Source organism: Enterobacter sp. Ag1 (assembly GCA_000277545.1).
Lineage (GTDB): Bacteria > Pseudomonadota > Gammaproteobacteria > Enterobacterales > Enterobacteriaceae > Cedecea.
In genome coordinates, this window is the sequence record AKXM01000006.1 from 12,926 (window position 1) to 39,366 (window position 26,441).

At 54.8% G+C, this 26,441-nt stretch carries 25 protein-coding genes; 10 read left to right on the forward strand and 15 right to left on the reverse strand.

Going from position 1 to position 26,441, the window contains the following annotated elements; translation table 11 throughout:
* Nucleotides 1-82 precede the first annotated feature (82 nt).
* Together treB and treC are read left to right on the forward strand one after the other, a co-directional pair.
* Entirely contained in the window at nt 83-1,501 is a 1,419-nt protein-coding gene (treB, locus tag A936_RS03620) for a PTS trehalose transporter subunit IIBC (RefSeq protein ID WP_008454726.1), read from the forward strand.
* A gap of 198 nt (nt 1,502-1,699) precedes the next feature.
* Nucleotides 1,700-3,358 carry an alpha,alpha-phosphotrehalase gene (gene treC / locus A936_RS03625; RefSeq protein WP_008454729.1) on the forward strand — a complete coding sequence of 553 codons (1,659 nt, stop codon included), beginning with the start codon at nt 1,700-1,702 and terminating at the stop codon, nt 3,356-3,358.
* Nucleotides 3,359-3,495: 137 nt separating this feature from the next.
* Here treC and A936_RS03630 read toward each other — a convergent pair whose 3' ends face one another.
* On the reverse strand, nt 3,496-4,026 hold the full coding sequence (locus tag A936_RS03630; protein ID WP_008454730.1) for an NAD(P)H-dependent oxidoreductase: 531 nt from the start codon (nt 4,024-4,026) through the stop codon (nt 3,496-3,498).
* Nucleotides 4,027-4,126: 100 nt separating this feature from the next.
* Between A936_RS03630 and A936_RS03635 the strand changes: the two genes are divergently transcribed.
* From A936_RS03635 to nrdG, 3 genes are all read left to right on the forward strand, one after another.
* Entirely contained in the window at nt 4,127-5,008 is an 882-nt protein-coding gene (locus tag A936_RS03635) for a LysR family transcriptional regulator (RefSeq protein WP_008454738.1), read from the forward strand.
* Nucleotides 5,009-5,303: 295 nt separating this feature from the next.
* Nucleotides 5,304-7,439 (forward strand): anaerobic ribonucleoside-triphosphate reductase, encoded by a 2,136-nt coding sequence (gene nrdD / locus A936_RS03640; RefSeq protein WP_008454740.1) that lies wholly within the window; start codon nt 5,304-5,306, stop codon nt 7,437-7,439.
* A gap of 154 nt (nt 7,440-7,593) precedes the next feature.
* The gene (gene nrdG, locus A936_RS03645; protein WP_008454741.1) at nt 7,594-8,058 is read left to right on the forward strand and encodes an anaerobic ribonucleoside-triphosphate reductase-activating protein; all 465 of its coding nucleotides are present in this window, start codon (nt 7,594-7,596) and stop codon (nt 8,056-8,058) included.
* A 30-nt stretch (nt 8,059-8,088) separates the two neighbouring features.
* On the opposite strand, the gene A936_RS03650 is transcribed toward nrdG, so the two are convergent.
* Complete coding sequence (locus A936_RS03650; protein ID WP_008454744.1) at nt 8,089-8,442, reverse strand: winged helix-turn-helix transcriptional regulator; 354 nt, start codon at nt 8,440-8,442, stop codon at nt 8,089-8,091.
* Nucleotides 8,443-8,562: 120 nt separating this feature from the next.
* On the opposite strand from A936_RS03650, the gene A936_RS03655 reads away from it, so the two are divergent.
* Nucleotides 8,563-9,093, forward strand: coding sequence for an NAD(P)H-dependent oxidoreductase (locus A936_RS03655; RefSeq protein WP_008454745.1), 531 nt, complete (start codon nt 8,563-8,565; stop codon nt 9,091-9,093).
* 140 nt (nt 9,094-9,233) lie between these two features.
* On the opposite strand, the gene A936_RS03660 is transcribed toward A936_RS03655, so the two are convergent.
* Together A936_RS03660 and A936_RS03665 are read right to left on the reverse strand one after the other, a co-directional pair.
* Nucleotides 9,234-9,887, reverse strand: a complete 654-nt coding sequence (locus A936_RS03660) for an NAD(P)H-binding protein (RefSeq protein WP_008454746.1) — start codon at nt 9,885-9,887, stop codon at nt 9,234-9,236.
* A gap of 20 nt (nt 9,888-9,907) precedes the next feature.
* Nucleotides 9,908-10,336, reverse strand: a complete 429-nt coding sequence (locus A936_RS03665) for a YhbP family protein (RefSeq protein ID WP_008454756.1) — start codon at nt 10,334-10,336, stop codon at nt 9,908-9,910.
* 53 nt (nt 10,337-10,389) lie between these two features.
* Here A936_RS03665 and A936_RS03670 point away from each other — a divergent pair, with 53 nt between their 5' ends.
* Nucleotides 10,390-10,683 carry a GIY-YIG nuclease family protein gene (locus A936_RS03670; protein WP_008454758.1) on the forward strand — a complete coding sequence of 98 codons (294 nt, stop codon included), beginning with the start codon at nt 10,390-10,392 and terminating at the stop codon, nt 10,681-10,683.
* On the opposite strand, the gene A936_RS03675 is transcribed toward A936_RS03670, so the two are convergent.
* On the reverse strand, nt 10,680-11,183 hold the full coding sequence (locus tag A936_RS03675; RefSeq protein WP_008454760.1) for a GNAT family N-acetyltransferase: 504 nt from the start codon (nt 11,181-11,183) through the stop codon (nt 10,680-10,682). The genes A936_RS03670 and A936_RS03675 overlap by 4 nt on opposite strands.
* Entirely contained in the window at nt 11,177-11,701 is a 525-nt protein-coding gene (gene ubiT, locus A936_RS03680; RefSeq protein ID WP_008454762.1) for a ubiquinone anaerobic biosynthesis accessory factor UbiT, read from the reverse strand. The genes A936_RS03675 and ubiT overlap by 7 nt, the downstream gene beginning before the upstream one ends.
* Nucleotides 11,702-11,956: 255 nt before the next feature.
* On the opposite strand from ubiT, the gene ubiU reads away from it, so the two are divergent.
* From ubiU to A936_RS03695, 3 genes are all read left to right on the forward strand, one after another.
* Nucleotides 11,957-12,952 carry a ubiquinone anaerobic biosynthesis protein UbiU gene (gene ubiU / locus A936_RS03685; RefSeq protein WP_008454763.1) on the forward strand — a complete coding sequence of 332 codons (996 nt, stop codon included), beginning with the start codon at nt 11,957-11,959 and terminating at the stop codon, nt 12,950-12,952.
* 8 nt (nt 12,953-12,960) lie between these two features.
* Nucleotides 12,961-13,839, forward strand: coding sequence for a U32 family peptidase (locus A936_RS03690; RefSeq protein ID WP_008454764.1), 879 nt, complete (start codon nt 12,961-12,963; stop codon nt 13,837-13,839).
* A 143-nt stretch (nt 13,840-13,982) separates the two neighbouring features.
* On the forward strand, nt 13,983-14,990 hold the full coding sequence (locus A936_RS03695) for a luciferase-like monooxygenase (RefSeq protein WP_008454765.1): 1,008 nt from the start codon (nt 13,983-13,985) through the stop codon (nt 14,988-14,990).
* A gap of 41 nt (nt 14,991-15,031) precedes the next feature.
* Here A936_RS03695 and mtr read toward each other — a convergent pair whose 3' ends face one another.
* The 9 genes from mtr to infB form a co-directional block, all read right to left on the reverse strand.
* Nucleotides 15,032-16,276, reverse strand: coding sequence for a tryptophan permease (gene mtr, locus A936_RS03700; protein WP_008454767.1), 1,245 nt, complete (start codon nt 16,274-16,276; stop codon nt 15,032-15,034).
* Nucleotides 16,277-16,429: 153 nt separating this feature from the next.
* Nucleotides 16,430-18,358 carry a DEAD/DEAH family ATP-dependent RNA helicase gene (locus tag A936_RS03705; protein ID WP_008454769.1) on the reverse strand — a complete coding sequence of 643 codons (1,929 nt, stop codon included), beginning with the start codon at nt 18,356-18,358 and terminating at the stop codon, nt 16,430-16,432.
* The gene (yrbN, locus tag A936_RS23390) at nt 18,351-18,428 is read right to left on the reverse strand and encodes a protein YrbN (RefSeq protein WP_099458804.1); all 78 of its coding nucleotides are present in this window, start codon (nt 18,426-18,428) and stop codon (nt 18,351-18,353) included. The genes A936_RS03705 and yrbN overlap by 8 nt, the downstream gene beginning before the upstream one ends.
* A gap of 110 nt (nt 18,429-18,538) precedes the next feature.
* Nucleotides 18,539-19,423: a lipoprotein NlpI gene (nlpI, locus tag A936_RS03710; RefSeq protein ID WP_008454770.1), complete on the reverse strand. Its 885-nt coding sequence runs from the start codon at nt 19,421-19,423 to the stop codon at nt 18,539-18,541.
* A gap of 117 nt (nt 19,424-19,540) precedes the next feature.
* A complete protein-coding gene (gene pnp, locus A936_RS03715; RefSeq protein WP_008454773.1) occupies nt 19,541-21,670 on the reverse strand; it encodes a polyribonucleotide nucleotidyltransferase in 2,130 nt (709 codons plus the stop codon).
* 247 nt (nt 21,671-21,917) lie between these two features.
* Entirely contained in the window at nt 21,918-22,187 is a 270-nt protein-coding gene (gene rpsO, locus A936_RS03720) for a 30S ribosomal protein S15 (protein ID WP_008454776.1), read from the reverse strand.
* A gap of 154 nt (nt 22,188-22,341) precedes the next feature.
* Nucleotides 22,342-23,286: a tRNA pseudouridine(55) synthase TruB gene (gene truB, locus A936_RS03725; RefSeq protein ID WP_008454781.1), complete on the reverse strand. Its 945-nt coding sequence runs from the start codon at nt 23,284-23,286 to the stop codon at nt 22,342-22,344.
* Nucleotides 23,286-23,687, reverse strand: coding sequence for a 30S ribosome-binding factor RbfA (rbfA, locus tag A936_RS03730; RefSeq protein ID WP_008454782.1), 402 nt, complete (start codon nt 23,685-23,687; stop codon nt 23,286-23,288). The genes truB and rbfA overlap by 1 nt, the downstream gene beginning before the upstream one ends.
* A gap of 65 nt (nt 23,688-23,752) precedes the next feature.
* On the reverse strand, nt 23,753-26,440 hold the full coding sequence (gene infB / locus A936_RS03735) for a translation initiation factor IF-2 (protein WP_008454784.1): 2,688 nt from the start codon (nt 26,438-26,440) through the stop codon (nt 23,753-23,755).
* Between the last annotated feature and the right edge of the window lies 1 nt (nt 26,441).

Sequence of the window (26,441 nt, forward strand, 5' to 3'; positions counted from 1 at the left end):
TTCGGGAACGTTCCCATTTTCGCAAAATAGAAACCTGGCTACCCTTACAACAGGTCATTACCTCCTACCCAGGGTGTTACTTATGAGCAAAGTAAAACAACAAGACATCGACAAACTGATCGAACTGGTTGGCGGGCGCGAGAATATCGCCACCGTCAGCCACTGCATTACCCGACTGCGTTTTGTGCTGAACCATCCCGAAAATGCCCATCCTAAAGAGATCGAAAATCTGCCCATGGTGAAAGGCTGCTTTACCAATGCCGGCCAGTTCCAGGTGGTTATCGGTACCGATGTGGATGATTACTACAAAGCGCTGATCGCCACGACCGGGCTGGACTCCGCCGACAAAGAGCAGGCCAAGACGGCGGCGCGTCAAAATATGAAATGGCACGAGCAGCTGATCTCCCACTTCGCAGAGATCTTCTTCCCGCTGCTGCCTGCGCTTATCAGCGGAGGCCTGATCCTCGGTTTCCGTAACGTCATTGGCGACCTGCCGATGAGCAACGGGGAAACCCTTGCCCAGATGTACCCGGCGCTGAAAACCGTCTATGACTTCCTGTGGTTGATTGGTGAAGCGATCTTCTTCTATCTGCCGGTGGGCATTTGCTGGTCTGCGGTGAAGAAAATGGGCGGCACGCCGATCCTCGGCATCGTGCTGGGCGTTACGCTGGTCTCCCCGCAGCTGATGAACGCCTACGAACTGGGCACCAAGATCCCGGAAGTGTGGAACTTCGGCTGGTTCACTATTGAGAAAGTCGGTTACCAGGCGCAGGTTATCCCGGCGCTGCTGGCCGGTCTGGCGCTCGGCTTCATCGAAACTCGTATGAAGCGCATCGTGCCGGATTATCTTTATCTGGTTATCGTGCCGGTTTGCTCGCTGATCCTGGCAGTTTTCCTGGCGCACACCGTCATCGGGCCGTTTGGCCGTATGATCGGCGACGGCGTGGCGTTCGCGGTTCGCCACCTGATGACCGGCAGCTTCGCCCCTATCGGCGCCGCGCTGTTTGGTTTCCTGTATGCACCATTGGTGATTACCGGCGTTCACCAGACCACGCTGGCCATCGACATGCAGATGATCCAGAGCCTGGGCGGGACACCGGTTTGGCCGCTGATTGCGCTGTCTAACATCGCGCAGGCTTCTGCGGTTGTCGGCATCATTATCTGTAGCCGCAAGCAGAATGAACGTGAAATCTCCGTCCCGGCGGCCATTTCTGCCTACCTCGGCGTCACCGAACCGGCTATGTACGGGATCAACCTGAAGTACCACTTCCCGATGCTGTGCGCGATGGTCGGTTCCGGCCTGGCTGGCCTGCTGTGCGGCCTGAACGGCGTGATGGCGAACGGGATTGGCGTCGGCGGTCTGCCGGGCATCCTGTCCATTCAGCCTAAGTTCTGGGGCGTCTACGCCATTGCAATTGTTATCGCGGTGATTGTGCCGATTATCCTGACCTCCATCGTCTACAAGCGTAAATTCCGCCAGGGCACGCTGCTGGTGGTGTAGTGAGATAGACCGGGGGCAGAAATGCCCCCTTTTCGTCAGAGCAAAGTGACTTTTTCTCGCTTTGTGGGTTATCAGCTGAAAATCAGCCCGTTGATTTTCCTTGTTTATTTTTGATGGCACTTACGGTTCTTTCTACTGCCAGAAGTTTGTCATCAGTTTATGGGGCAATTCCGCCCCTTCAGCTAGCAGGAACTCGCTATGAATATCACTCCTCCGTGGTGGCAGAACGGCGTCATCTACCAGATTTACCCGAAGAGTTTCCAGGACACGACCGGCAGCGGGACCGGCGATCTGAAGGGCGTGATTCGGCGTCTGGATTACCTCAAAACGCTGGGTGTTGATGCCATTTGGCTGACGCCGTTTTATGTGTCGCCTCAGATAGATAACGGCTACGACGTCGCTGACTACTGCGCGATAGATCCGACCTACGGCACGCTGGAAGATTTTGATTTGCTGGTGGCCGAAGCCCACCAGCGCGGTATTCGTCTGGTGCTCGATATGGTGTTTAACCACACCTCCACGGAGCACGACTGGTTCAAGCAGGCGCAGGATAAACACAGCCCGTACCGCGAGTTCTATATCTGGCGCGACGGCACGCCGGATATTCTGCCGAATAACTGGCGTTCGAAGTTTGGCGGCAACGCCTGGCAGTGGCAGGCGGAAACCGGGCAATACTATCTGCATCTTTTCGCGCCTGAGCAGGCAGACCTTAACTGGGAAAACCCGACGGTTCGCGCCGAGCTGAAGCAGGTTTGCGAGTTCTGGGCCAACCGCGGCGTAGACGGCCTGCGCCTCGACGTAATTAACCTGGTTTCAAAAGACCAGACGTTCCCGAATGACGTGAACGGCGGGGATGGACGTCGTTTTTACACCGATGGCCCACGGGTTCACGAGTACCTGCGGGAATTCAGCCGCGATGCCTTTAAGCCGCTCGGCCTGATGACCGTCGGCGAGATGTCCTCCACCTCGCTGGATAACTGCCAGAAATATGGCGCTCTCGACGGCAGCGAGCTGTCGATGACCTTTAACTTCCATCACCTCAAGGTGGATTATCCTGGCGGTGAGAAATGGACGCTGGCAAAACCTGACTACGTGGAGCTGAAGTCAATCTTCAACCACTGGCAGCAGGGTATGCACAACGTGGCATGGAACGCGCTGTTCTGGTGTAACCACGACCAGCCGCGCATCGTGTCCCGTTTTGGTCACGAAGGCGAGCTGCGAACCACCTCCGCGAAGATGCTGGCGATGGTGCTGCACGGCATGCAAGGCACGCCGTACATCTATCAGGGGGAAGAGATTGGGATGACCAATCCGCATTTCTCCAGCATCGATCAGTACCGCGACGTGGAAAGCCTGAATATGTTTGCCGAGCTGCGAACCCTTGGACGCGACAGCAACACGCTGATGGCTATTCTTGCCAGTAAGTCACGCGACAACAGCCGCACGCCGATGCAGTGGGATGCGGGCAGTAATGCCGGCTTTAGCGAAGGCACGCCGTGGATTGGCCTGTGCGATAACTACCAGACGGTCAACGCCGCAGCGGCGCTGGAGGACAAAGAGTCGGTCTTCTATACCTACCAGCAGTTGATCAAGCTGCGTAAGGCAGAGCCGGTGCTGACCTGGGGGAATTATCAGGATCTGCTGCCGGAGCACCCGCTGGTGTGGAGTTACAGCCGCCAACATGAAGGCCAGACGCTGGTAGTTGCCGCAAACCTTAGCGCAGAGGCGCAATGGCTGCAGCTGGAAGGGCACGAAGGTGAATGGGAAGTACTGATGAGTAACTACGCTGATGCCGCCCCTAAACCTGCGGAGATGAGCCTGAGGCCGTTTGAGGCGGTGTACTGGATTAAGCGTTAGTCCAGGACGCTGGCTTAATCCCCAATGCCGCTTCCGACCCTTACCCTAACCCTCTCCCTTAAAGGGAGAGGGGATAGATTGAGTACTGTTTTGCCCGTTGTTTATCCCCCTTCCCCCCTGCGGGGTGAGAATAAAAATCACCCTTTCAACGCCTGAACCCGGCTCAGCCAGCCGTTGACGCCTTCGTCGATCAGCGCTTCCGTAATTGTATTCGCCCCCTGAATAAGCGCAGGTGCCTGCCAGATCATACCGGTCTTATTCGCCATCGCGTGGAACGGCAGCAGCAGCTCTTCCACCGTGTAGCGGTTAGCACCTTCTGCACGATAAGCCTCCGCCTGGCCGCCCGTCGACGTCATGACCATCAGCTTTTTGCCGTGCAGCGCGGTGCCGTTAGTCCCATAGGCAAAGCCAAAGGTTAGCACCTGATCCTGCCAGTCTTTGAGGATCGCCGGGGAGCTGTACCACCAGAACGGGAACATCAGCACAATCGCGTCATGTTCCACCAGCAGCGCCTGTTCACGCTCAACGTCAATCTGATGATCCGGGTACTCACGCTTAAGTTCGTGCACGGTGACGCCTGCGATGCTTTTCAGGGCCGTAACGCCAGCGCGGTTAATACGGGATTCTTCAGGGGCACGATGTGCCGCCAGCACTAATATTTTATTCATCTTTCAGACCTCATTTTTGGGATGAGGCTATCTTTTCAGATGACAGGGCTTACCTGTAGTCCATAACATGGCACATCTGTTTCAACCAAAGGTTACAAGTATGATGCTTTCCGCTGACGTTCATCGGCTCATTCCCGCTTTTCTGGCGGCGGCAGACTGCCAGAGTTTTTCCGAGGCAGCCCGTCAGTTGGGCATTACGCCCGCGGCGGTGAGCAAAAGCATACGTCAGCTTGAACTGCGGCTGGGCATCGTGCTCTTTGTGCGCAATACGCACTTTGTGGTACTGACCGAAGAAGGGACTGCGCTGCGTGAAGAGGTCGCTCCGCTGTGGCAGGCGCTGAACCAGGCGCTGGTTAATCCGGGGGCGGAACCTTCGGGGCTGCTGCGCGTCAGCGTGATCCCTGGCTTTGGCCGCCACTGCCTGATGCCGATCCTGGCCGAATTCCAGCGGCGCTATCCGCTGATTCGCTTTGAGATGTCGATGGAAGCCCGCAGCGTCAACCTCATTGGCGAGCGCATTGACGTGGCCATCGGCCACCGCACGGTAAGAGATAACCGCGTGGTGGCGCGCGAGCTGTATACCTCGAAAATGATTACGGCGGCGTCACCGGCATATTTAGCTCAACACGGAACGCCACAAACGCCGGAAGATCTCGCGAAGCATCGCTGCCTCATCCACCGCAACTCCGGCACCGGGCGCCTTCAGCAATGGATGAATAACGAAACACTGTTTGATGAGCCTTCAGCCTGGTTTATCTCCACCTCGCCGGATTCTCTGATGGATGCCGCGCTGTCCGGCATGGGGATCGTTTATCTCGCCGACTGGTATCTCACCCGTCCCATCACCGAAGGCAAGTTAGTGCCGATTTTGCAGGGTTCAGCCCCCGAGCCGCAGCAGCTCTGGGTGAAGTATGCCGGAGGAAAAATCCCGCCAAAGACTCGGGTGTTTGTAGAATATTTATACGAAAAATTAATCGGATAATTTCCCTCCCATAGACAACGCCCGCCGTTTCTACCGCCCCCGATTTACTTTGTTCTGAATCAATAAAATCGCAAACATGTTTGATGCAAATCACTATATATAGAACTTAGAATGCATCCCGGCCCTACATGTTGTATTCATCGACTATTATAACGACAACGCCCTCAGGATAAGCTTGGGGATTATCTGTGGATAAAAAGGGCCAACTTTCGGGAAATTTTGACAGGACAACTGGCTACGAGCTCCCGGAGATCCCCCTACATTTGTGGATAACCTAAAAATAAACGGAGAAATCATGACACCGCATGTGATGAAAAGAGACGGGTGCAAGGTACCTTTCACTTCAGAGCGCATCAGAGAAGCCATTCTGCGTGCAGCTAAAGCAGCGGGAGTCGATGACGCGGACTATTGCGCCACCGTCGCAGATATCGTCAGTCAGCAGATGGCCGGTCGCAGCCAGGTCGACATCGGCGAGATCCAGGTCGCCGTAGAAAACCAGCTCATGGCCGGAAACTACAAGCAGCTGGCGCGCGCCTATATTGAGTATCGCCATGACCGCGATATTGAGCGCGAGAAGCGTGGCCGCCTGAACCAGGAAATTCGTGGCCTGGTTGAGCAGACTAATTCCGCCCTGCTCAACGAGAACGCTAACAAAGACAGTAAAGTGATTCCTACCCAGCGCGACCTGCTGGCCGGGATCGTCGCCAAGCACTATGCCAAGCAGCACCTGCTGCCGCGCGACGTGGTGCTCGCGCACGAGCGCGGCGATATTCACTATCACGATCTCGACTACTCTCCGTTTTTCCCGATGTTCAACTGCATGCTTATCGATCTCAAAGGTATGCTGACCCACGGCTTTAAAATGGGTAACGCCGAGATCGAACCGCCAAAATCCATTTCTACCGCAACGGCGGTTACCGCGCAGATCATCGCCCAGGTTGCCAGCCATATTTACGGCGGAACCACCATCAACCGCATTGACGAAGTGCTGGCCCCGTTTGTGACCGAAAGCTTTAACAAGCACCGTAAAATTGCTGAAGAGTGGCAGATCCCCGACGCGGAGGGATATGCTCACTCCCGCACCGAGAAGGAGTGCTACGACGCCTTCCAGTCCCTTGAATACGAAGTGAATACCCTGCATACCGCCAACGGGCAGACGCCGTTTGTCACCTTTGGTTTTGGCCTCGGTACCCGTTGGGAATCACGCCTGATCCAGACTTCTATTCTGCGCAACCGCATCGCCGGCCTGGGTAAAAATCGCAAGACCGCGGTGTTCCCAAAACTGGTCTTTGCGATCCAGGACGGTCTGAACCATAAGTTCGGCGACGCCAACTACGACATTAAGCAACTGGCACTGGAATGCGCGTCCAAACGCATGTACCCGGACATCCTTAACTACGATCAGGTGGTGAAAGTCACCGGCTCGTTTAAAACGCCAATGGGCTGCCGCAGCTTCCTCGGCGTATACGAAGAAAACGGCGAGCAGATCCACGACGGGCGTAACAACCTCGGCGTGATCAGCCTGAACCTGCCGCGCATTGCGCTGGAAGCCAAAGGGGATGAAGCCACCTTCTGGAAATTGCTGGACGAACGCTTACTGCTGGCGCGTAAAGCGCTGATGACCCGCATTGCCCGCCTGGAAGGCGTCAAAGCCCGAGTGGCCCCGATCCTCTATATGGAAGGCGCCTGCGGCGTGCGCCTGAAGGCCGACGACGACGTGTCTGAGATCTTTAAAAATGGCCGGGCGTCCATTTCCCTGGGCTACATCGGCATCCACGAAACGGTGAACGCCCTGTTCGGTAATCAGCACGTGTATGACAGCGAAGCCCTGCGTAAGAAAGCTGTTGCTATCGTGGCTCGTCTGCGCGAAGCCACCGACAGCTGGAAGGCAGAAACCGGCTACGGCTTTAGCCTCTACAGCACGCCAAGTGAGAACCTGTGCGACCGCTTCTGTCGTCTGGATACCGCTGAGTTCGGCGTCGTTCCTGGCGTTACCGACAAAGGCTACTACACCAACAGCTTCCACCTCGACGTGGAGAAAAAGGTGAATCCTTACGACAAAATCGACTTCGAAGCACCTTACCCACCTCTGGCTAACGGCGGCTTCATTTGCTACGGCGAGTACCCGAACATCCAGCACAACCTGCGGGCGCTGGAAGATGTGTGGGATTACAGCTACAAGCACGTGCCTTACTACGGCACCAATACGCCAATCGATGAATGCTACGAGTGCGGCTACACCGGCGAGTTCGAATGTACCAGCAAGGGCTTTACCTGCCCGAAATGCGGTAACCACGATGCGGCGCGCGTGTCGGTTACCCGCCGCGTATGCGGTTATCTCGGCAGCCCGGACGCACGTCCGTTTAACGCCGGCAAGCAGGAAGAAGTTAAGCGCCGCGTGAAGCACCTGGGCAACGGGCAGATCGGTTAAGCCATAAAGCGAACTCCCCTCACCCTAACCCTCTCCCCTAAGGGGAGAGGGAACTGTCTGTGTAAATACTTACGCCGCGCGCTGGTTTTCTCCCTCTCCTGTGACAGAGGGCCGGGGTGAGTGAGGCAGCTATGGCGTCAATTGAGATGCGAAAATGAATTATCACCAGTACTACCCCGTCGACATCGTCAATGGCCCCGGCACTCGCTGCACGCTGTTTGTCTCAGGCTGCGTGCATGAATGCCCCGGCTGCTACAACAAAAGCACCTGGCGCGTAAATTCGGGCATGCCGTTTACCGCAGAAATGGCCGATCGCATTATTACCGACCTGAACGACACCCGCGTTAAGCGCCAGGGAATCTCGCTTTCGGGCGGCGATCCGCTGCATCCGCAGAACGTGCCCGAGATTCTAAAGCTGGTGCAGCGCGTGCGTACTGAATGCCCGGGCAAGGACATCTGGGTGTGGACGGGATATAAGATTGATGAACTGAACGCCGCACAGCAGGAAGTGGTAGCGTTAATCAACGTGCTGGTGGACGGTAAGTTTGTTCAGGATTTAAAAGACCCGGCGCTTATCTGGCGAGGCAGCAGTAACCAGGTCGTTCATCATCTGCGTTAAATCAGGCTTCCCGATAGCCGGCGGGAAGCTTCACTGCAGCACATCATGACGATGCACGTTTCCCCATTCACACATCATATCCAAAACCGGGATCAGCGACTTACCACGCTCTGAAAGGCTGTACTCTACCTTGGGTGGAATTTGCGGATATTCGTTCCGGATAATCAACCCGTCATTCTCCAGCTCTTTCAGCGTCAGGCTCAGGGTTCTGAACGAAATAGTCTCAATGCTGCGCTTGAGCTCGTTGAAGCGAATCACCGGCTTATGCTCAGCCAGCGCATAGAGAATGATCATTTTATATTTCCCATTCACCAGCGACAGCGTGTAGGCAAAGCCCGTGTCGCCCATAAATGCGCAAGAATCCGGCACAGCCTTTTCGCTCATAACACTATCCTTTGGTATAGTACATATCAACAATGACAGTATTGTACTTTAATTTAAAGCCTCCTATGATGCAAACATCAAATAAATGCCAACGGACAAACACCTCAAGAGGAATAAACCATGAAGACGTTAATTATTGTTATTCATCCGAATATTAATGAGTCTAAAATTAATAAGCGTTGGGTAAGCGAATTAGAAACTCATCCAGAGTTATATACAATCCACAATCTTTATCAGGCTTATCCAGATGGTGTTATTGATGTGGAAAGGGAGCAGAAACTGATTGAACAGCACGATAAAATTATTCTGCAATTCCCGCTGTACTGGTTTAACAGCCCACCGTTGTTAAAGCAGTGGCTGGATGAGGTCTTTACCTATGGCTGGGCCTACGGCTCTACCAGCGGGCATAAGCTCAGAGGCCGTAAGTTCGCGCTGGCGGTAAGCGCCGGTATCAAAGAGGAGGATTTTTCTCGTGATGGGCGCTATCAGCATTCGTTACAGGAAATACTTCTGCCGTTTGAAATGACCGCGAAATATGTCGAAGCGGATTATCAGCCCTTCTACGCATTTTATGGGGCTGAATATGAAGTTTCCGCCCAGCAGCTGGAAAATAGCGCCAAAGGATATATTGATTACCTGCAGTCCTTTTAATATTTAGCCTTTAACACCTGACAGTTATCTTCTCAATAGTTTATTGAGCGGCATGCCTTTGCTATTAAAAAGCCATGTAATAATGTGGCTTTTATTTACAAAACCAACGTAAATAATGCCACATAAGCTCTCTGGAACAATTACTCCACGGCATAGTACTGAGCGCGTTCTCGTAGTTCGGCAGAATTAACAATAGTTACTCCTTCCCGAACGGGGTTGAACGCTTCAAAAAGCAGGGCTTTTGCCACGTCCAGCGATTCAATGGCTTTGAGATTGCCGGGCAGCATTTTAAAAATCGGCAGCATGACGACTTCGTTTAAGCGACGGGTTTGGCGATGTCCCAGCAGCATTGAGGGACGGGCAATAGTCAGACGCGGCCAGGTTTGCGCTATCAGCGTATCTTCCATTTCACCCTTCACGCGGTTGTAGAAGAACGGCGAGCGGCTGTTCGCGCCCAGCGCGCTGACCACCAGCATCTGTTTTGCCCCAAGCCGCTGGCCCGTGAGAGCGGCGTCCACGACAAGTGTGTAATCGACCAGGATAAACGCCTCTTTGCTGCCGGCCTCGCGAAGTGTTGTACCCAGGCAGCAAAAGACCGTATCAACCGGTTCCGTGACCTGCGCGAACGCGTCTGACAGCTGTGGATCGTGTGGATTAACAACCTTGTTCAGCGCTACCGGCAGCGGACGGCGGGTGGGTGCCACAATCGAGGTAACGCGCGAGTCCTGACTAAGCAGGCGGAGTAAATGGCCGCCCACAAGCCCCGTGGCGCCGACGATCAGAACACGACTCATACTGCCTCCTGAGAATGAATTTACTCGTCACGTAGCCAGTGTAGCTTTTTCCCGAAGCCGAGCGTGTTGTCCGTCATTTTTATCTCATCGAGCCGAATTTCCCACATCGGGGCCGACATGACTTTGGCTATCGGGAAACGCTTCAGGTAGCGAATACGAAAGTCAGCCGCTTCTTCTGCCGCCAGCAGACGAATTTCCCCCCGGAACTGTACGCCCCGGATAAGCGCCACGGTTTTGGGCTGGCCGTTTATCGTCCCGGCGACCGGGGCCTGCTCCCCAATCAGCTCACCGTGGCGGGATGAAGTCTCGCTCAACAGATAAAAGGCCACGCGTTCAGGGTCGAAAACGTAAAACGCGTTCGCGCACCAAAGCGAGTGCCCACTGCCCACGCAGTAGCTGAGAACATGTTGTTTTGTCAGCCAGCGGCTGATGGCATTGAGTGATTCCATCGTCATCCTGAACAGTGTTACTCTGCGACAAATGTTAATTATGCGCCCGCCCTATGACTCCCTGGTATCTCTATTTAATTCGCTGCCCCGATAACCGCCTTTATACCGGCATCACCACCGACGTAGCTCGCCGCTTTGCCCAGCATCAGTCAGGGAAAGGAGCCAAGGCGCTGCGCGGCAAGGGGGAGCTGGATCTGGTATTTAGTCAGGTGGTGGGCAACCGGTCGCTGGCGCTGCGGGCCGAATACCGAATTAAACAGTTGAGCAAGGCCGAGAAAGAGCGGCTGGTAGTGGGCAAGGTAGCCCTTGAAGACCTGCTGACAAGCCTTCAAGGGGAAACTCGCTAAACGGTGTTGAAGTGGTCAGAATATTCTACCAGGCCACTGACGCCGTTCAGGGCATCATCCGCCAGCGGATGAACCTGGAATGCCGCTTCGGTGCCAGGCCAGCGGCAGCGCAGATCGTAACGGGCCGCAGGCTGGAAGCCAAGATGACCATACATCTCCGGCGAACCCAGCGTGACCACGGCGGCATAGCCAAACTCATTCAGAGAATCCAGCCCTTCGTATACCAGCTGTTTGGCAATGCCCTGCCCGCGAACCGACTCATCTACCGCCAGCGGTGCAAGCCCCACCCACTGCAGCTCTTCGCCTTCTACAGCGACCGGGCTGAAGGCCACGTAGCCAATCACCTGCCCTTCATCGTCGGTGGCGACGAGACCCAGCGTTAACAGCCCGTCTTCCCGCAGTGCTTTCACCAGCTCAGCTTCACCCTCACCTTCAAAGGAACGGCGCAGCAGCGCGTCGATGCCGGGTGCATCAATGGGAATTTCTACACGAATTAACATGGCTCACCTATCGAATTACCTTCAGGGGCGGCGTTGTGTTTCAAACCCGCCTCAACAAAATCAGCCAGCTGTAATAGCAGGATGCGCAGCGGTTTAGGCATGGCATCCAGCTCAATGGCATCCATTAGATTCTTCACATATAACCCGAGTTCCGTGTCGCCTTCAATGACCAGACGACGCTGGAAAAACAGGGTATCAGGATCCTGCTTGCGAGCGGCGATCAGCAACAGATCGTTGGCCTCAGCGCTAAAGCTCACATCTGCAGGTGCATCGTCGCACACCAGCAGCTTATTGTCCTCAACGGAAGTAAACCACTTCAGGCCCAGATCGCGTACTTCAATACTTAGCCAGCGGCCTGCCAGAAAGTCCAGCTCGCCATCCTGCAGCGCCTGACGGAACTGCCAGCCCAGCACCTGCTCCAGGACCTGACGCTTAACGGCAAAAGGGGTTAGCTTGACCGGAACCCGCAGCAAAGAAGGACCAGCCTGAACCAGGCGAGAACGCAGTTTTTCGAACACGGGTTTAACTCCTTTAAAAGATTTGTCGCTATTTTGCCATAACGACAATTCCCGATGGCGCGCCAAATCAACAATTCCGCAGGTTGCTGCGGGGCCGAATTGGCGGCGGCTACACTAAGCAATACGCCTTTCTCTGCCCCAAATCAAAAATTGTCGCCGACAGGTTAACTAAAATTCCGGTTCGTTAACAATTATGCTGCCCGTCCCTGTGCAGCGCGGGCACGTATTCATGCCCCCTATGATTCAGGATAAAATATGGAGTTGCTTTGCCCGGCCGGAAACCTTCCGGCGTTGAAAGCGGCCATCGATAACGGTGCAGATGCGGTGTACATCGGCCTGAAAGATGATACCAATGCGCGTCATTTTGCCGGTCTTAATTTCACCGAGAAAAAGCTGCAGGAAGCCGTCAGCTACGTGCATCTTCGCGGCCGTAAGCTGCATATTGCCATCAATACTTTTGCCCACCCGGACGGCTACTCCCGCTGGCAGCGGGCGGTTGATATGGCCGCCCAACTGGGTGCCGATGCGCTGATCCTGGCAGATTTAGCCATGCTGGAATATGCCGCTGAGCGCTATCCACACATCGAGCGCCATGTATCGGTGCAGGCTTCGGCCACCAATGAAGAAGCGATCCGGTTTTATCATCGCCACTTCGATGTTGCCCGCGTGGTGCTCCCGCGCGTGCTTTCTATTCATCAGGTCAAACAGCTCGCTCGCGTCACGCCGGTACCGCTGGAAGTCTTCGCTTTTGGCAGCCTGTGCATTATGGCGGAAGGGCGTTGCTATCTTTCGTCTTACCTTACCGGCGAGTCGCCCAATACCGTGGGTGCCTGCTCTCCCGCTCGCTTTGTGCGCTGGCAGCAGACGTCCCAGGGGCTGGAGTCCCGTCTCAACGACGTGCTGATTGACCGCTATCAAGACGGCGAAAATGCGGGCTATCCCACCCTCTGCAAAGGGCGTTATCTGGTTGACGACAGGCCTTACCACGCGCTGGAAGAACCCACCAGCCTTAACACGCTCGAACTGCTGCCGGAGCTGCTCGCCGCCAATATTGCGTCGGTGAAAATCGAGGGCCGCCAGCGCAGTCCGGCTTATGTGACTCAGGTGGCAAAAGTCTGGCGCCAGGCTATCGATCGCTGTATGGCCGATCCCAAAGGCTACCAGGCCCAACCTACCTGGATGGAGACCCTAGGATCTATGGCCGAAGGCACGCAAACAACGCTTGGTGCCTATCACCGCAAATGGCAGTAGGGAAAAGCATGAAATATTCATTAGGGCCGGTGCTTTACTATTGGCCAAAAGAGACGCTGGAAAAGTTTTATCAGGCCGCGGCGAAAAGCCGGGCCGATGTGATTTACCTGGGCGAAGCGGTATGCAGCAAGCGCCGGGCAACCAAAGTTAGCGACTGGCTGGATATGGCGAAAATGCTCGCAGGCCAGGGCAAGCAGGTGGTGCTTTCCACGCTGGCGCTGGTGCAGGCTCCGTCAGAATTGGGGGAACTGAAGCGCTATGTAGAAAACGGCGACTTTCTGATTGAAGCCAATGATATCGGCAGCGTGAATATGGCCGCCGAACGCAAACTGCCGTTTGTCGCCGGGCATGCGCTCAACTGCTACAACGCCGTGACGCTGCGCCTGTTATTAAAACAGGGCATGACGCGCTGGTGTATGCCGGTCGAGCTTTCCCGCGACTGGTTAGCCAATATGCTCAACCAGTGCGATGAGCTCGGCATTCGTGACAAATTCGAAGTGGAAGTGCTGAGCTATGGCCATCTGCCGCTGGCTTATTCCGCCCGCTGCTTTACCGCCCGCTCCGAAGACCGCGCTAAGGACGAATGCGAAACGTGCTGCATTAAGTACCCCAATGGCCGGGATATGCGCTCTCAGGAGCAGCAGCAGGTCTTTGTGCTGAACGGCATTCAGACCATGAGCGGCTATGTCTATAACCTCGGCAATGAGCTGACGTCGATGAAAGGGCTGGTGGATATTGTTCGGCTGTCCCCCATGGGCTTAGGGACGCTGGATATTTTGAACGCCTTCCGCGCTAATGAGAACGGTAGCGCACCGCTGCCGCTGGCCAACCGCAGCGACTGTAACGGCTACTGGCGACGCATCGCCGGGCTGGAGCTTCGGGCCTGATAATAGCTCACTTTGTTAACAAATTTGGTCATCGTTTAATGCACTATTAAAAGTGCAGCTTTTCTGGCCGGCGCGGTATTCCTGCGCCAGGCTGGAAGAAGACCTTCAATCTGATGACTACGCTGTAACTAAAGTGAGCGGTTATGACTGACAAAAATGTTGCTTTCTCGGTGCTGGATTTAGCGCCGATCCCTCAAGGCTCGTCGGCGCAGGAGGCTTTTTCCCACTCTCTGGATCTCGCCCGGCTGGCCGAAAAACGCGGCTACCACCGCTACTGGCTGGCGGAACACCACAATATGGTCGGTATTGCCAGCGCGGCAACCTCGGTGCTGATTGGTTACCTGGCCGCGAATACCACCACGCTGCATTTAGGTTCCGGCGGCGTGATGCTGCCGAACCATTCCCCGCTGGTGATTGCCGAGCAGTTCGGTACCCTCAATGCGCTTTATCCGGGGCGTATCGATCTCGGACTTGGTCGTGCGCCGGGCAGCGATCAGCCGACCATGAGGGCGCTGCGACGCCATATGAGCGGCGACGTGGATAACTTCCCCCGGGATGTTGCTGAGCTGGTGGACTGGTTTGATGCCCGCGATCCGAACCCGCATGTACGCCCCGTGCCGGGTTATGGCGAAAAGGTACCGGTCTGGCTATTAGGCTCCAGCCTGTACGGCGCTCAACTGGCGGCACAGCTGGGCCTGCCGTTTGCTTTTGCCTCGCACTTTGCGCCAGATATGCTGTTCCGGGCGCTGCAGCTCTACCGTGAAAACTTCAAGCCGTCCGAGCGGCTGGCAAAACCTTACGCGATGGTCTGCATCAATATCGTGGCGGCAGACAGCACCCGCGATGCCGAGTTCCTGTTTACTTCCATGCAGCAGGCTTTTGTTCGCCTCCGTCGCGGTGAAACCGGGCAGCTTCCGCCACCGGTGGAGAATATGCACCAGCTTTGGTCTGCCTCTGAGCAATATGGGGTTCAGCAGGCACTGAGCATGTCTCTGGTGGGGGATAAAGCGAAGGTGCGCCACGGCCTGGAGTCCGTTCTGCGCGAAACTGAAGCGGATGAAATTATGGTTAACGGCCAGATTTTCGATCACCAGGCGCGCTTACATTCGTTCGATTTGGCCATGCAGGTGAAAGAAGAGCTTTTAGGCTAACGTGGTGTGGGGCCCTCTCAGCTCGGAGGGCCCGTTAGTATTTATTTATAAACCGGCAGGACGTCGAAGGTAGACAGGATGTGTACCAGCGCATTACCCACGCCAAAGATCAGAATCAGGGCAATCATCGGCTTGCCACCCCAGACGCGGAATTTCGGGCTGCCGAAGCGTTTACGTGATTTTCTCGCCAGCAGCGCAGGGACAATGGCCGCCCAGATCGTCGCCGCCAGTCCCGCATAGCCAATCGCATACAGGAAGCCGTTCGGCCACAGCAGGCCGCCGACAATCGGCGGGACGAAAGTCAGCAGCGCCGTTTTCAAACGCCCCAGTGAGGAATCGTCAAACCCAAACAGATCCGCCAGGTAATCGAACAACCCCAGCGTGACGCCGAGGAATGAGCTCGCCACCGCAAAGTTCGAGAACACCACCAGTAACAAATCCAGGCTTCGGCTGTTGAGCACGCCGCTCAGCGCCTGCACCAGCACGTCAATGTTGCCGCCCTTCTCCGCGATGCCAATAAACTCAGGGCGTGGAATATTCCCCATCGTTCCCAGCAGCCAGATAGTATACAGCCCCAGCGCCATCAGCGTGCCGTAAACCAGGCAGCGAATAATGGTGCGAGGATCTTTGCCGTAATACTTCATCAGGCTAGGTACATTGCCGTGATAGCCAAAAGAGGCCAGGCAGAACGGCAGCGTCATTAATAAATAGGGCGTGTAGGAGGCATTGCTCTCCGCCACGTTAAATAGCGTTACTGGCGTGACGTGCCCAAGCAGGCTGCCGAAGGTCAGAAAGAAAGTGATGACTTTCGCACCAAGCACAATGGCCGTCATGCGGCTAACCGCTTTGGTACTCAGCCAGACGATAAACGCCACAGCCAGCGCAAAAGCCAGCCCCGCCAGACGAGCCGGCACGTCCAGCGACATCTCTGAAAACGTATGATGCAGGATGGAGCCGCTGGCAGAAATATAGGCGTAAGTCAGGATATAAAGCACAAACGCAATCGACAGGCCGTTGATCGCGTTCCAGCCGCGCCCCAGCAGATCTTTAGTGATAGTGTCGAAGCTGGAGCCGATGCGGTAGTTCAGGTTCGCCTCCAGGATCATCAGCCCGGAATGCAGCATGCAGAACCAGGTGAAGACCAGCGCAGCCAGCGACCAAAAGAACCAGGCCCCCGACATCACCACCGGGAGCGAAAACATCCCTGCACCAATGATTGTCCCACCGATGATCATCACCCCGCCAATTAATGAAGGCTTTGTGCCGGGGGCGGTTAACGTTGTCATATCGAATCCCTGAAAAACTGAGCACGACGAAATTGTCTTATGCGGTTCATTGTACCAGTACATGAGTACAAAAGGGATAAAAAAAACCCCGATTGCAATAACCGGGGCTTTTATCACTGCCGTTTAAAAATAATACGGCAGATTATAGGTCAATTATGCATCACCGAAACGACGGCGTGCGGTTGCAGCTCCGTCTTCGCGACGCGGGCCACGACCACCTTCACGGCGTTCACCGCTGAAGCTACGGCCAGCACCGGCACCAGCGCCTTCGCGACGTGGACCACGACCGCCTTCACGACGCTCGCCGCCGAAGCCACGGCCACCGCCGTCACGACCGCCACGGCGTTCGCCACTGCGCTCTGGACGAGGCTGCGCGTCACCCAGCAGCTGCATATTCATCGGCTTGTTCAGAATACGAGTGCGGGTAAAGTGCTGCAGAACTTCACCCGGCATGCCTTTCGGCAGCTCGATGGTGGAGTGGGTCCCGAACAGCTTGATGTTACCGATGTAACGGCTGCTGATGTCGCCTTCGTTAGCGATAGCGCCAACGATGTGACGCACTTCAACACCATCATCACGGCCCACTTCAATGCGGTACAGTTCCATATCGCCAGCATCACGACGTTCGCGACGCGGACGATCTTCACCACCACGCTCTGGACGGTCGCCACGTGGGCCACGGTCATTACGGTCGCCGCGACGTTCGAAGCGATCGTCACGCTCTTTGAATTCGCGACGTGGGCGCATCGGTGCATCTGGTGGCAGGATCAGAGGACGTTCACCCTGAGCCATTTTCAGCAATGCTGCAGCCAGCGTTTCGATGTCCAGCTCTTCTTCAGCGGAAGGCTGAATTTTTGCCAGCAGGCCACGGTACAGATCCAGATCGCTGCTTTCCAGCTGCTGCTGAACTTTAGCGGCGAATTTAGCCAGACGACGCTCACCCAGCAGATCTGCGTTTGGCAGTTCTACTTCAGGAATCGTCAGCTTCATGGTGCGTTCGATGTTGCGCAGCAGGCGACGCTCGCGGTTCTCAACGAACAGCAGCGCACGGCCAGCACGGCCAGCACGACCGGTACGGCCGATACGGTGAACGTAAGACTCGGAGTCCATCGGGATGTCGTAGTTAACAACCAGGCTGATACGCTCCACGTCCAGGCCACGGGCCGCAACGTCGGTGGCGATCAGGATATCCAGACGACCATCTTTCAGGCGCTCCAGGGTCTGCTCACGCAGCGCCTGGTTCATGTCACCGTTCAGCGCGGCGCTGTTATAACCGCTACGCTCCAGCGCTTCAGCCACTTCCAGAGTCGCGTTTTTGGTACGAACGAAGATAATCGCCGCATCAAAGTCTTCTGCTTCCAGGAAACGAACCAACGCTTCGTTTTTACGCATGCCATAAACAGACCAGAAGCTCTGGCTGATGTCCGGGCGAGTAGTCACGCTGGATTGAATGCGCACTTCCTGAGGATCTTTCATGAAGCGACGGGTAATACGACGAATCGCTTCCGGCATGGTGGCAGAGAACAGCGCGGTCTGATGTTCAGCCGGGATCTGCGCCATGATGGTTTCAACGTCTTCGATGAAGCCCATACGCAGCATTTCGTCTGCTTCGTCCAGGACCAGACCTTTCAGGCCGGACAGGTTCAGAGTGCCGCGTTTCAGGTGGTCAAGCAGACGCCCTGGGGTACCCACAACAATCTGTGGTCCCTGACGCAGAGCGCGCAGCTGCACGTCATAACGCTGACCGCCGTAAAGGGCAACAACGTTCACGCCGTGCATGTGTTTAGAGAAATCCGTCATGGCTTCAGCAACCTGAACCGCCAGTTCGCGGGTCGGGGCCAGCACCAGGATTTGCGGTGCTTTCAGCTCAGGATCGAGGTTGTTCAGCAGCGGCAGAGAGAACGCTGCGGTTTTACCACTACCGGTCTGGGCCATACCCAGAACGTCGCGGCCATTCAGCAGGTGTGGGATACACTCAGCCTGAATAGGTGATGGCTTTTCGTAGCCCAGATCGTTCAGGGCCTGAATGATGGAGGCGTGCAGCCCCAGATCAGAAAAAGTGGTTTCGATGATATCAGTCATGTAGTACATGTGCCTCGTTGATGGCGGCCAGTCTACGTAACTCATCGTGAAATTGATCTGCAATTTTCATTGAAAAGTGTGAACCGGCTCAAATTTGATTGATTAACGAACAAAAACGCCCTCACCCGTGAAGGTGATGACTTTAGTTAAAAAGTTTATGGGACGATCGTTGTTCGTCAGCTATTGCTGGTCCGATTCTGCCAGGTCGTCTTGCTCCTGGCCCAAGAGCGCTAATTCCAACAATGCATAACGATGCTCAACGTAGTTGTGTACGTTGTTAGCAACCGCTAACTTGAACAGTGCCTTGGCGCTGTCCTTATCCCCCAGACTTAGGTAGTACTTACCTAAATAGAAGTTGGTTTCACTGAGATGCTCAGCGAGCGAGGTGTTATCCGTTGCGTCCGCCTTGAGGCGTTCCATTAGCTCTTTTTCGCTAATGTTGCCCAGGTAGAACTCGACAATATTCCATCCCCATTGCTCTCTATCCGATTTCTCGAGACGCTGTTGTAGCGCCACTTTGGCCTGTTTTTCGTCCAAATTGCGTTCAGCAATATAGAGCCACAGGCTACGGAAAGGATCGTTGGGATCGTCTTGATAAAACGCCAGCAGATCATCTTGCGCTAAACGATAACGACCACCGTAATAGAGGGCGATACCGCGATTTAAGTGCGCGTAGTTGTAAGTTGGATCAAGCTCAAGTACAGAATCAAACGCTTCATAGGCAGCATCAAAATTGCCTGCCTGCGTTAAATAAATGCCTAAGTAATTGAATACTTCAGGCATATCGGGACGGATGGCCAGCGCTTGTGAAAAATCATTCCGCGCCAGAGCCCTCAGACCGAGGCTATCATACAACACTCCGCGCTCATATAAAAGCTGTGCGCGTTCGTCATCGGTTAAAGCCCGACTGGCAAGTATTTGTTCCATGCGTGCCAGAATCACTTCCTGCTGCAGCGTAGGCTGCAATGGCACCGCTAATACTTCGTTCTTACGCCAGGCAGAGTTGCTGCATCCGGCCAGCGTGATAGCTGTCGCAACGAAACACCAGCGCAAAAAAGGCTTCATTTCCTACTCCCGAAGACAACAAATGGATGAACGTCCTGTCCCCCGGCTGCAAACGAGACATCCTGTCCCGTAACAAACAGCTCTCCATGTCACCATGGAGAGCTTAATTGGCAAACCTTACTCAGCTTCTGGCGCGGCTGGTGCTGCACCTTCTGCCGGAGACTGCTCGGTTGCTTCTTTAATGCTTAAACGGACGCGGCCCTGACGGTCAACTTCCAGTACTTTCACCGGAACTTCCTGACCCATCTGCAGATAGTCAGTCACTTTCTCTACGCGCTTGTCGGCGATTTGAGAGATGTGAACCAGACCTTCTTTACCGCCGCCGATAGCAACAAACGCACCGAAATCAACGATACGAGTGACTTTACCGTTATAGATACGGCCCACTTCGATTTCCGCGGTGATCTCTTCGATACGACGGATAGCGTGTTTCGCTTTGTCGCCGTCGGTCGCTGCGATTTTAACGGTACCGTCATCTTCGATTTCGATGGTGGTGCCGGTTTCTTCAGTCAGCGCACGAATCACAGCCCCACCCTTACCGATCACGTCTTTGATCTTGTCTGGGTTGATTTTAATGGTGTGAATACGTGGTGCGAACTCAGAAATATCGCCACGCGGTGCGTCGATAGCCTGCTCCATCACGCCCAGAATGTGCAGACGCGCACCCTTAGCCTGGTTCAGAGCCACCTGCATGATTTCGCGGGTGATACCTTCGATTTTGATATCCATCTGCAGCGCAGAGATACCTTCACGGCTACCGGCTACTTTGAAGTCCATGTCACCCAGGTGATCTTCGTCACCCAGAATGTCGGACAGAACAACAAAGTTGTCGCCTTCTTTCACCAGGCCCATCGCGATGCCCGCAACGGCGGCTTTGATTGGCACACCAGCGTCCATCAGTGCCAGAGATGCACCGCACACAGAGGCCATGGAAGAAGAACCGTTAGATTCGGTGATTTCAGAAACCACACGAACGGTGTACGGGAATTTGTCAGCTTCTGGCATAACGGCCAGAACGCCACGCTTCGCCAGACGGCCGTGACCAATTTCACGACGCTTAGGCGAACCTACCATCCCGGTCTCGCCTACGGAGTACGGAGGGAAGTTGTAGTGGAACAGGAAGCTGTCAGTGCGCTCGCCCATCAGCTCGTCCAGCGTCTGTGCGTCACGTGCAGTACCCAGCGTGGCGGTAACCAGCGCCTGAGTTTCACCACGAGTGAACAGTGCAGAACCGTGAGTGCGCGGCAGAACACCAGTACGCACGTCCAGACCACGAATCATGTCTTTTTCGCGGCCATCGATGCGCAGTTCACCAGCCAGGATACGGCTACGAACAACGTTTTTCTCGATAGCGTGCAGAATGTCAGACAGTTCAGCGGCATCCAGAGATTCGTCTTCTGCGGTCAGCGTCGCGATAACGTCAGCTTTGATGACGTCAACCTGTGCATAACGCTCTTGCTTCTCAGTGATGCGGTAAGCATCGCTCAGACGGGATTCAGCCAGTGCGGCAACGCGCGCATTCAGCGCTTCGTTTACCGCTTCAGGCTGCCAGTCCCAACGTGGTTTGCCGGCTTCGGCAACCAGCGCGTTGATTTCTTTGATAACAACCTGCTGCTGATCGTGACCGAAGACAACGGCACCCAGCATCTGGTCTTCGCTCAGCAGTTCAGCTTCGGATTCAACCATCAGCACTGCGCTTTCGGTACCGGCAACAACCAGATCCAGCTTGCTGGTTTTCAGTTCTTCAGCGGTCGGGTTCAGCACGTACTGGTCATTGATGTAACCCACACGAGCGGCACCGATTGGGCCGTTAAACGGAATACCGGACAGGCTCAGTGCTGCAGAAGCACCGATCATGGCTACGATATCAGGGTGAACCTGCGGGTTAACGGAGACAACGGTGGCGATAACCTGCACTTCGTTGACGAAACCTTCAGGGAACAGCGGGCGAACCGGGCGGTCAATCAGACGCGCAATCAGGGTTTCGCCTTCGCTTGGACGGCCTTCACGACGGAAGAAGCTACCTGGGATACGACCAGCAGCGTAGGTACGCTCCTGATAGTTAACGGTCAGCGGGAAGAAGTCCTGGCCTGGCTTGGCTTTTTTCTGGCCAACAACGGTAACGAATACCGCGGTGTCATCCATGCTTACCATTACAGCAGCGGTAGCCTGGCGAGCCATCATGCCGGTTTCAAGCGTGACCGTATGCTGGCCATACTGGAATTTACGAACGATCGGATTCAGCAAAATAAGATCCTTTAAAATGACGGGCAGCACGTGGCTTCACGCGCCGCCGTTGGTACCCGACCTTCATCGCATCCTCGCGACTAATGACAATCCTAACCCGCTCTGACGGGTAAAGCCTCTCATTAGCCGCGCGAACCTCTGCAATAAAGATCACACTCAGCAACAATACATTAGTTTCCATAGAATTGCTGCCGTCTGGTTGAAAAAAGGGGCCCTTACAGGCCCCTTTTTCTGAAACTCGCAAGAACTAGCGACGCAGACCCAGGCGCTCGATCAGGCCAGTGTAACGTGCTACATCTTTACGTTTCAGGTAGTCGAGCAGTTTACGACGCTGAGAAACCATACGCAGCAGACCACGACGGCTGTGGTGATCTTTTTTGTGCTCTGCAAAGTGACCCTGCAGGTGGTTAATCTGTGCAGTCAGCAGTGCAACCTGAACTTCGGTAGAACCGCTGTCGTTAGTACCACGACCAAACTCGGAAACGATTTTAGCTTTAGCTTCAACGCTTAGAGACATTTTCAACTCCAACATTATAGATAAATAAACAGGGTGCCGATCTCTAATTCAGCAACCCCAGTGCACGTCTGAACCGTTTGTTAAACAATCGGCCAGCCGTTAAGCCGCGCTATTTTACCTGTAGCGCCCTTTTACCGCAAGGTAGCGGCAAAAGTCAGACGGGATATTCGACGACCAGACGACGCGGAGCAACCCGGCCCTCGCCATCGATTTCACCCATACCGATGAATTTCTTCTCTTCGCCTTCGGTGACGCGCACCAACCCTTCGGCCTGAACGCCTGCCACCCGAACTGGATTACCGTTTTTAAAGTAGACGGCAACTTCAGGCAGCAAATTCACCAGCGGGAAATCGGAGGCTGGGCTGTCCATCGGCATCAGCAGCGGATCCAGCATTTCCGCTGGCTCGCGCTCCTGCCGATGTGCCTGTTCTACCAGCTCATTAAGCTGCTCCAGAGTGACCATCCGCTCAATCGGATATTTACTTACAGCCAGACGACGCAGGAAGATAACATGCGCCCCACAGCCAAGTTTTTCACCGAGATCGTCAACGATTGTACGAATGTACGTTCCCTTAGAGCAATGGACTTCCAGCTCCAGTTCATCCCCTTCATGGCGAATAAACAACAGCTCGTACACCGTGATTGGGCGAGCTTCACGTTCAACCTCAATCCCCGCGCGCGCGTATTCGTACAGGGGCTTACCCTGATGCTTAAGCGCAGAGTACATCGATGGAACCTGCTCGGTATCCCCGCGGAAGCTCTCCAGCGCGGCAGCAAGCTGCTCGGTGCTAAAGTTAACCGGGCGCTCCTGAACCACAATGCCGTCGGCATCTGACGTGTCCGTGCGCTGCCCAAGTTTGGCAATCACGCGATAACGTTTGTCGGAGTCCAGCAGGTACTGGGAGAACTTCGTTGCTTCACCAAGGCAAATCGGCAGCATACCGGTCGCCAGCGGATCCAGCGCCCCGGTATGACCCGCGCGGTTCGCGTTATAAAGACGTTTTACTTTTTGCAGTGCGTCGTTGGACGAAAGGCCCTGAGGCTTATCGAGCAACAGTACACCATGAATATCACGACCGCGACGACGAGGACGACTCATCAATCCTCCTTGCTGTCGTCCGTATTCACGCGACGCTCGTCATCATGACGGATGACATTGGAAACCAGGTTAGACATGCGCATCCCTTCAACCAGCGAGTTATCGTAGAAGAAGGTCAGCTCAGGCACGATGCGCAGACGCATTGCCTTGCCAACTAAAGTTCGGATATAGCCCGACGCGTCCTGCAGAACTTTGATGCCTTCTTTGATGGCATCTTCGTCTTTGTCGTTCAGGAAGGTCACAAATACTTTGGCATACGCCAGGTCACGGGAGACTTCAACACCAGAAACGGTGGTCATCATGCCCAGACGCGGGTCTTTAATTTCACGCTGCAGGATAATGGCAATTTCTTTCTGCAATTCCTGAGAAACGCGCTGCGGGCGACCAAATTCTTTCGCCATAATAATTTCTCCAGACAAAACGGGGGGCACACGGCCCCCCTAAGATAGTTGATGCGGTACGGCTATCAGGAGATGGTACGCTTGATCTCGATAATTTCGAAGACTTCGATCATATCGCCCACGCGCACGTCGTTGTAGTTCTTAACGCCGATACCACATTCCATACCGTTACGGACTTCGCTTGCGTCATCTTTGAAGCGGCGCAGGGATTCCAGCTCACCTTCATAGATAACCACGTTGTCGCGCAGTACGCGGATTGGGTTGTGACGTTTCACCACACCTTCGGTAACCATACAGCCAGCAATCGCGCCAAACTTCGGTGATTTGAAGACATCACGAACTTCAGCCAGGCCGATGATCTGCTGTTTCAGCTCTGGAGACAGCATACCGCTCATCGCCGCTTTCACTTCGTCGATCAGGTTATAGATGACGGAGTAGTAACGCAGATCCAGGCTTTCTGCTTCAATCACGCGGCGCGCAGACGCATCAGCACGGACGTTGAAGCCAACCAGAATGGCGTTGGATGCTGCAGCCAGCGTTGCGTCAGTTTCGGTGATCCCACCCACGCCGGAACCGATGATTTTAACTTTAACTTCATCGGTAGACAGTTTCAGCAGGGAGTCGCTGATTGCTTCCACAGAACCCTGAACGTCTGCCTTCAGCACGATGTTCACTTCAGACACTTCGCCTTCGGTCATGTTGGCGAACATGTTTTCCAGTTTGGATTTCTGCTGACGAGCCAGTTTCACTTCACGGAATTTACCCTGACGATACAGAGCAACTTCACGAGCTTTCTTCTCGTCACGAACAACGGTCACTTCGTCACCCGCGGCAGGCACGCCGGACAGGCCGAGGATCTCAACTGGAATAGAAGGACCCGCTTCGGTCACTTCACGCCCCATCTCGTCACGCATCGCACGCACGCGGCCATATTCGAAGCCACACAGAACGATATCGCCTTTGTTCAGGGTACCTTCACGTACCAGAACGGTAGCAACCGGACCACGGCCTTTATCCAGGAAGGATTCGATGACCACGCCGCTTGCCATACCTTTACGGACAGCTTTCAGCTCCAGAACTTCGGCCTGCAGCAGGATTGCATCCAGCAGGTCGTCGATACCGGTACCGGCTTTTGCAGAAACGTGGATGAACTGGCTTTCGCCGCCCCACTCTTCCGGCATGATGCCATACTGGGACAGTTCGTTTTTAACGCGATCCGGATCCGCTTCTGGCTTATCGATTTTGTTCACCGCGACAACTACCGGTACCTGCGCCGCTTTTGCGTGCTGGATAGCTTCGATAGTCTGTGGCATTACGCCATCATCGGCAGCAACAACCAGAACAACGATATCCGTTGCCTGAGCACCACGAGCACGCATAGAAGTAAATGCTGCGTGACCTGGGGTATCCAGGAAGGTAACCATTCCGTTGTCGGTTTCTACGTGGTAAGCACCGATGTGCTGGGTAATACCACCCGCTTCGCCGGAGGCAACTTTAGTAGAACGGATGTAGTCCAGCAGAGAAGTTTTACCGTGGTCAACGTGACCCATGATGGTCACAACCGGTGCACGGGTTTCTGCCGCAGCGCCGGTGTCACGGTCGCTCATTACCGCTTCTTCCAGCTCGTTCTCACGACGCAGGATAACTTTGTGGCCCATCTCTTCAGCAACCAGCTGAGCGGTTTCTTGATCGATAACCTGGTTGATGGTCGCCATTGCGCCCAGCTTCATCATCGCTTTGATGACCTGAGAGCCTTTAACGGCCATTTTGTTAGCCAGTTCAGCAACGCTGATGGTTTCACCAATCACAACGTCACGGTTAACGGCCTGTGCTGGCTTGGTGAAGCCCTGCTGCAGGCTGCTTGGCTTACGCTTACCTTTGCCACCGCGAACGGCTGCACGAGCTTCTTCACGGTCAGCTTTAGACTCGCCGTGCTTACCGCCAGCTTTTTTCTGACGCGGCGCTTTAGCTGCAGTACGACCACGACCACGGCCGCCTTCAACTTCACGATCGTTTTCGTCTTCTGCCTGACGAGCGTGCTGGGAAGTGGTGACGTGATAGTCAGACTTATCGTCTTCTACCTTCTCCTGCTCTTCCCAAACGCCAGCGTTAGCTTCAGCCATTTTACGGGCTTCTTCCGCCACGCGACGGGCATCTTCTTCGAGTTTGCGACGGGCTTCTTCTTCAGCTTTACGCTTCAGTTCAGCAGCTTCCGCTTCACGGCGAGACTTCTCGGCGTGGGCGGCTTTCGTCATTTCATCAGTTTGTTGATTGCTCACTTTGTCTTTTTCCGCAGCTTCACGTTTCGCTTTATCAGCGGCTTCGCGCTTAGCTTGTTCTTCAGCTTCACGCTTAGCTTTTTCTTGTGCCGCACGTTTGGCAGCTTCCTCTGCCTCACGCTGGGCTTGCTCTTCCGCTTCACGCTGCGCCTGTTCTTCCGCAGCAAGGCGTTCTGCCTCTTGCGGATCACGTTTCACAAAGGTGCGCTTCTTGCGGACTTCGATTTGTACCGATTTACTTTTCCCACCGGTACCTGGAATGTTTAAAGTACTGCGCGTTTTGCGCTGTAAAGTCAACTTGTCTGGGCCTGAACCATGTTCGTGGTTCAGGTGTGCCAGCAGCGTTTGTTTCTCTTGCGCCGAAACGGAGTCATCAGCAGACTTCGGGATCCCTGCGTCAGCAAATTGCTGTACCAGGCGGTCCACGGAGGTCTGAATCTCTGCGGCCAGCGCTTTTACGGTTACATCTGTCATG

Coding starts and splice junctions, on each gene's coding strand:
- A936_RS03675 (WP_008454760.1), bottom strand. CDS start 11,183: ATGTTAATTCGTGTAGAAATTCCCATTGATGCACCCGGCATCGACGCG.
- A936_RS03650 (WP_008454744.1), bottom strand. CDS start 8,442: ATGAGCGAAAAGGCTGTGCCGGATTCTTGCGCATTTATGGGCGACACG.
- yrbN (WP_099458804.1), bottom strand. CDS start 18,428: ATGAAAATTGCAGATCAATTTCACGATGAGTTACGTAGACTGGCCGCC.
- A936_RS03635 (WP_008454738.1), top strand. CDS start 4,127: ATGATGCTTTCCGCTGACGTTCATCGGCTCATTCCCGCTTTTCTGGCG.
- A936_RS03695 (WP_008454765.1), top strand. CDS start 13,983: ATGACTGACAAAAATGTTGCTTTCTCGGTGCTGGATTTAGCGCCGATC.
- infB (WP_008454784.1), bottom strand. CDS start 26,440: ATGACAGATGTAACCGTAAAAGCGCTGGCCGCAGAGATTCAGACCTCC.
- mtr (WP_008454767.1), bottom strand. CDS start 16,276: ATGACAACGTTAACCGCCCCCGGCACAAAGCCTTCATTAATTGGCGGG.
- treB (WP_008454726.1), top strand. CDS start 83: ATGAGCAAAGTAAAACAACAAGACATCGACAAACTGATCGAACTGGTT.
- A936_RS03630 (WP_008454730.1), bottom strand. CDS start 4,026: ATGAATAAAATATTAGTGCTGGCGGCACATCGTGCCCCTGAAGAATCC.
- A936_RS03705 (WP_008454769.1), bottom strand. CDS start 18,358: ATGACTGATATCATCGAAACCACTTTTTCTGATCTGGGGCTGCACGCC.
- A936_RS03670 (WP_008454758.1), top strand. CDS start 10,390: ATGACTCCCTGGTATCTCTATTTAATTCGCTGCCCCGATAACCGCCTT.
- A936_RS03655 (WP_008454745.1), top strand. CDS start 8,563: ATGAAGACGTTAATTATTGTTATTCATCCGAATATTAATGAGTCTAAA.
- nrdG (WP_008454741.1), top strand. CDS start 7,594: ATGAATTATCACCAGTACTACCCCGTCGACATCGTCAATGGCCCCGGC.
- rpsO (WP_008454776.1), bottom strand. CDS start 22,187: ATGTCTCTAAGCGTTGAAGCTAAAGCTAAAATCGTTTCCGAGTTTGGT.
- rbfA (WP_008454782.1), bottom strand. CDS start 23,687: ATGGCGAAAGAATTTGGTCGCCCGCAGCGCGTTTCTCAGGAATTGCAG.
- ubiU (WP_008454763.1), top strand. CDS start 11,957: ATGGAGTTGCTTTGCCCGGCCGGAAACCTTCCGGCGTTGAAAGCGGCC.
- A936_RS03660 (WP_008454746.1), bottom strand. CDS start 9,887: ATGAGTCGTGTTCTGATCGTCGGCGCCACGGGGCTTGTGGGCGGCCAT.
- nrdD (WP_008454740.1), top strand. CDS start 5,304: ATGACACCGCATGTGATGAAAAGAGACGGGTGCAAGGTACCTTTCACT.
- truB (WP_008454781.1), bottom strand. CDS start 23,286: ATGAGTCGTCCTCGTCGTCGCGGTCGTGATATTCATGGTGTACTGTTG.
- A936_RS03690 (WP_008454764.1), top strand. CDS start 12,961: ATGAAATATTCATTAGGGCCGGTGCTTTACTATTGGCCAAAAGAGACG.
- nlpI (WP_008454770.1), bottom strand. CDS start 19,423: ATGAAGCCTTTTTTGCGCTGGTGTTTCGTTGCGACAGCTATCACGCTG.
- treC (WP_008454729.1), top strand. CDS start 1,700: ATGAATATCACTCCTCCGTGGTGGCAGAACGGCGTCATCTACCAGATT.
- A936_RS03665 (WP_008454756.1), bottom strand. CDS start 10,336: ATGGAATCACTCAATGCCATCAGCCGCTGGCTGACAAAACAACATGTT.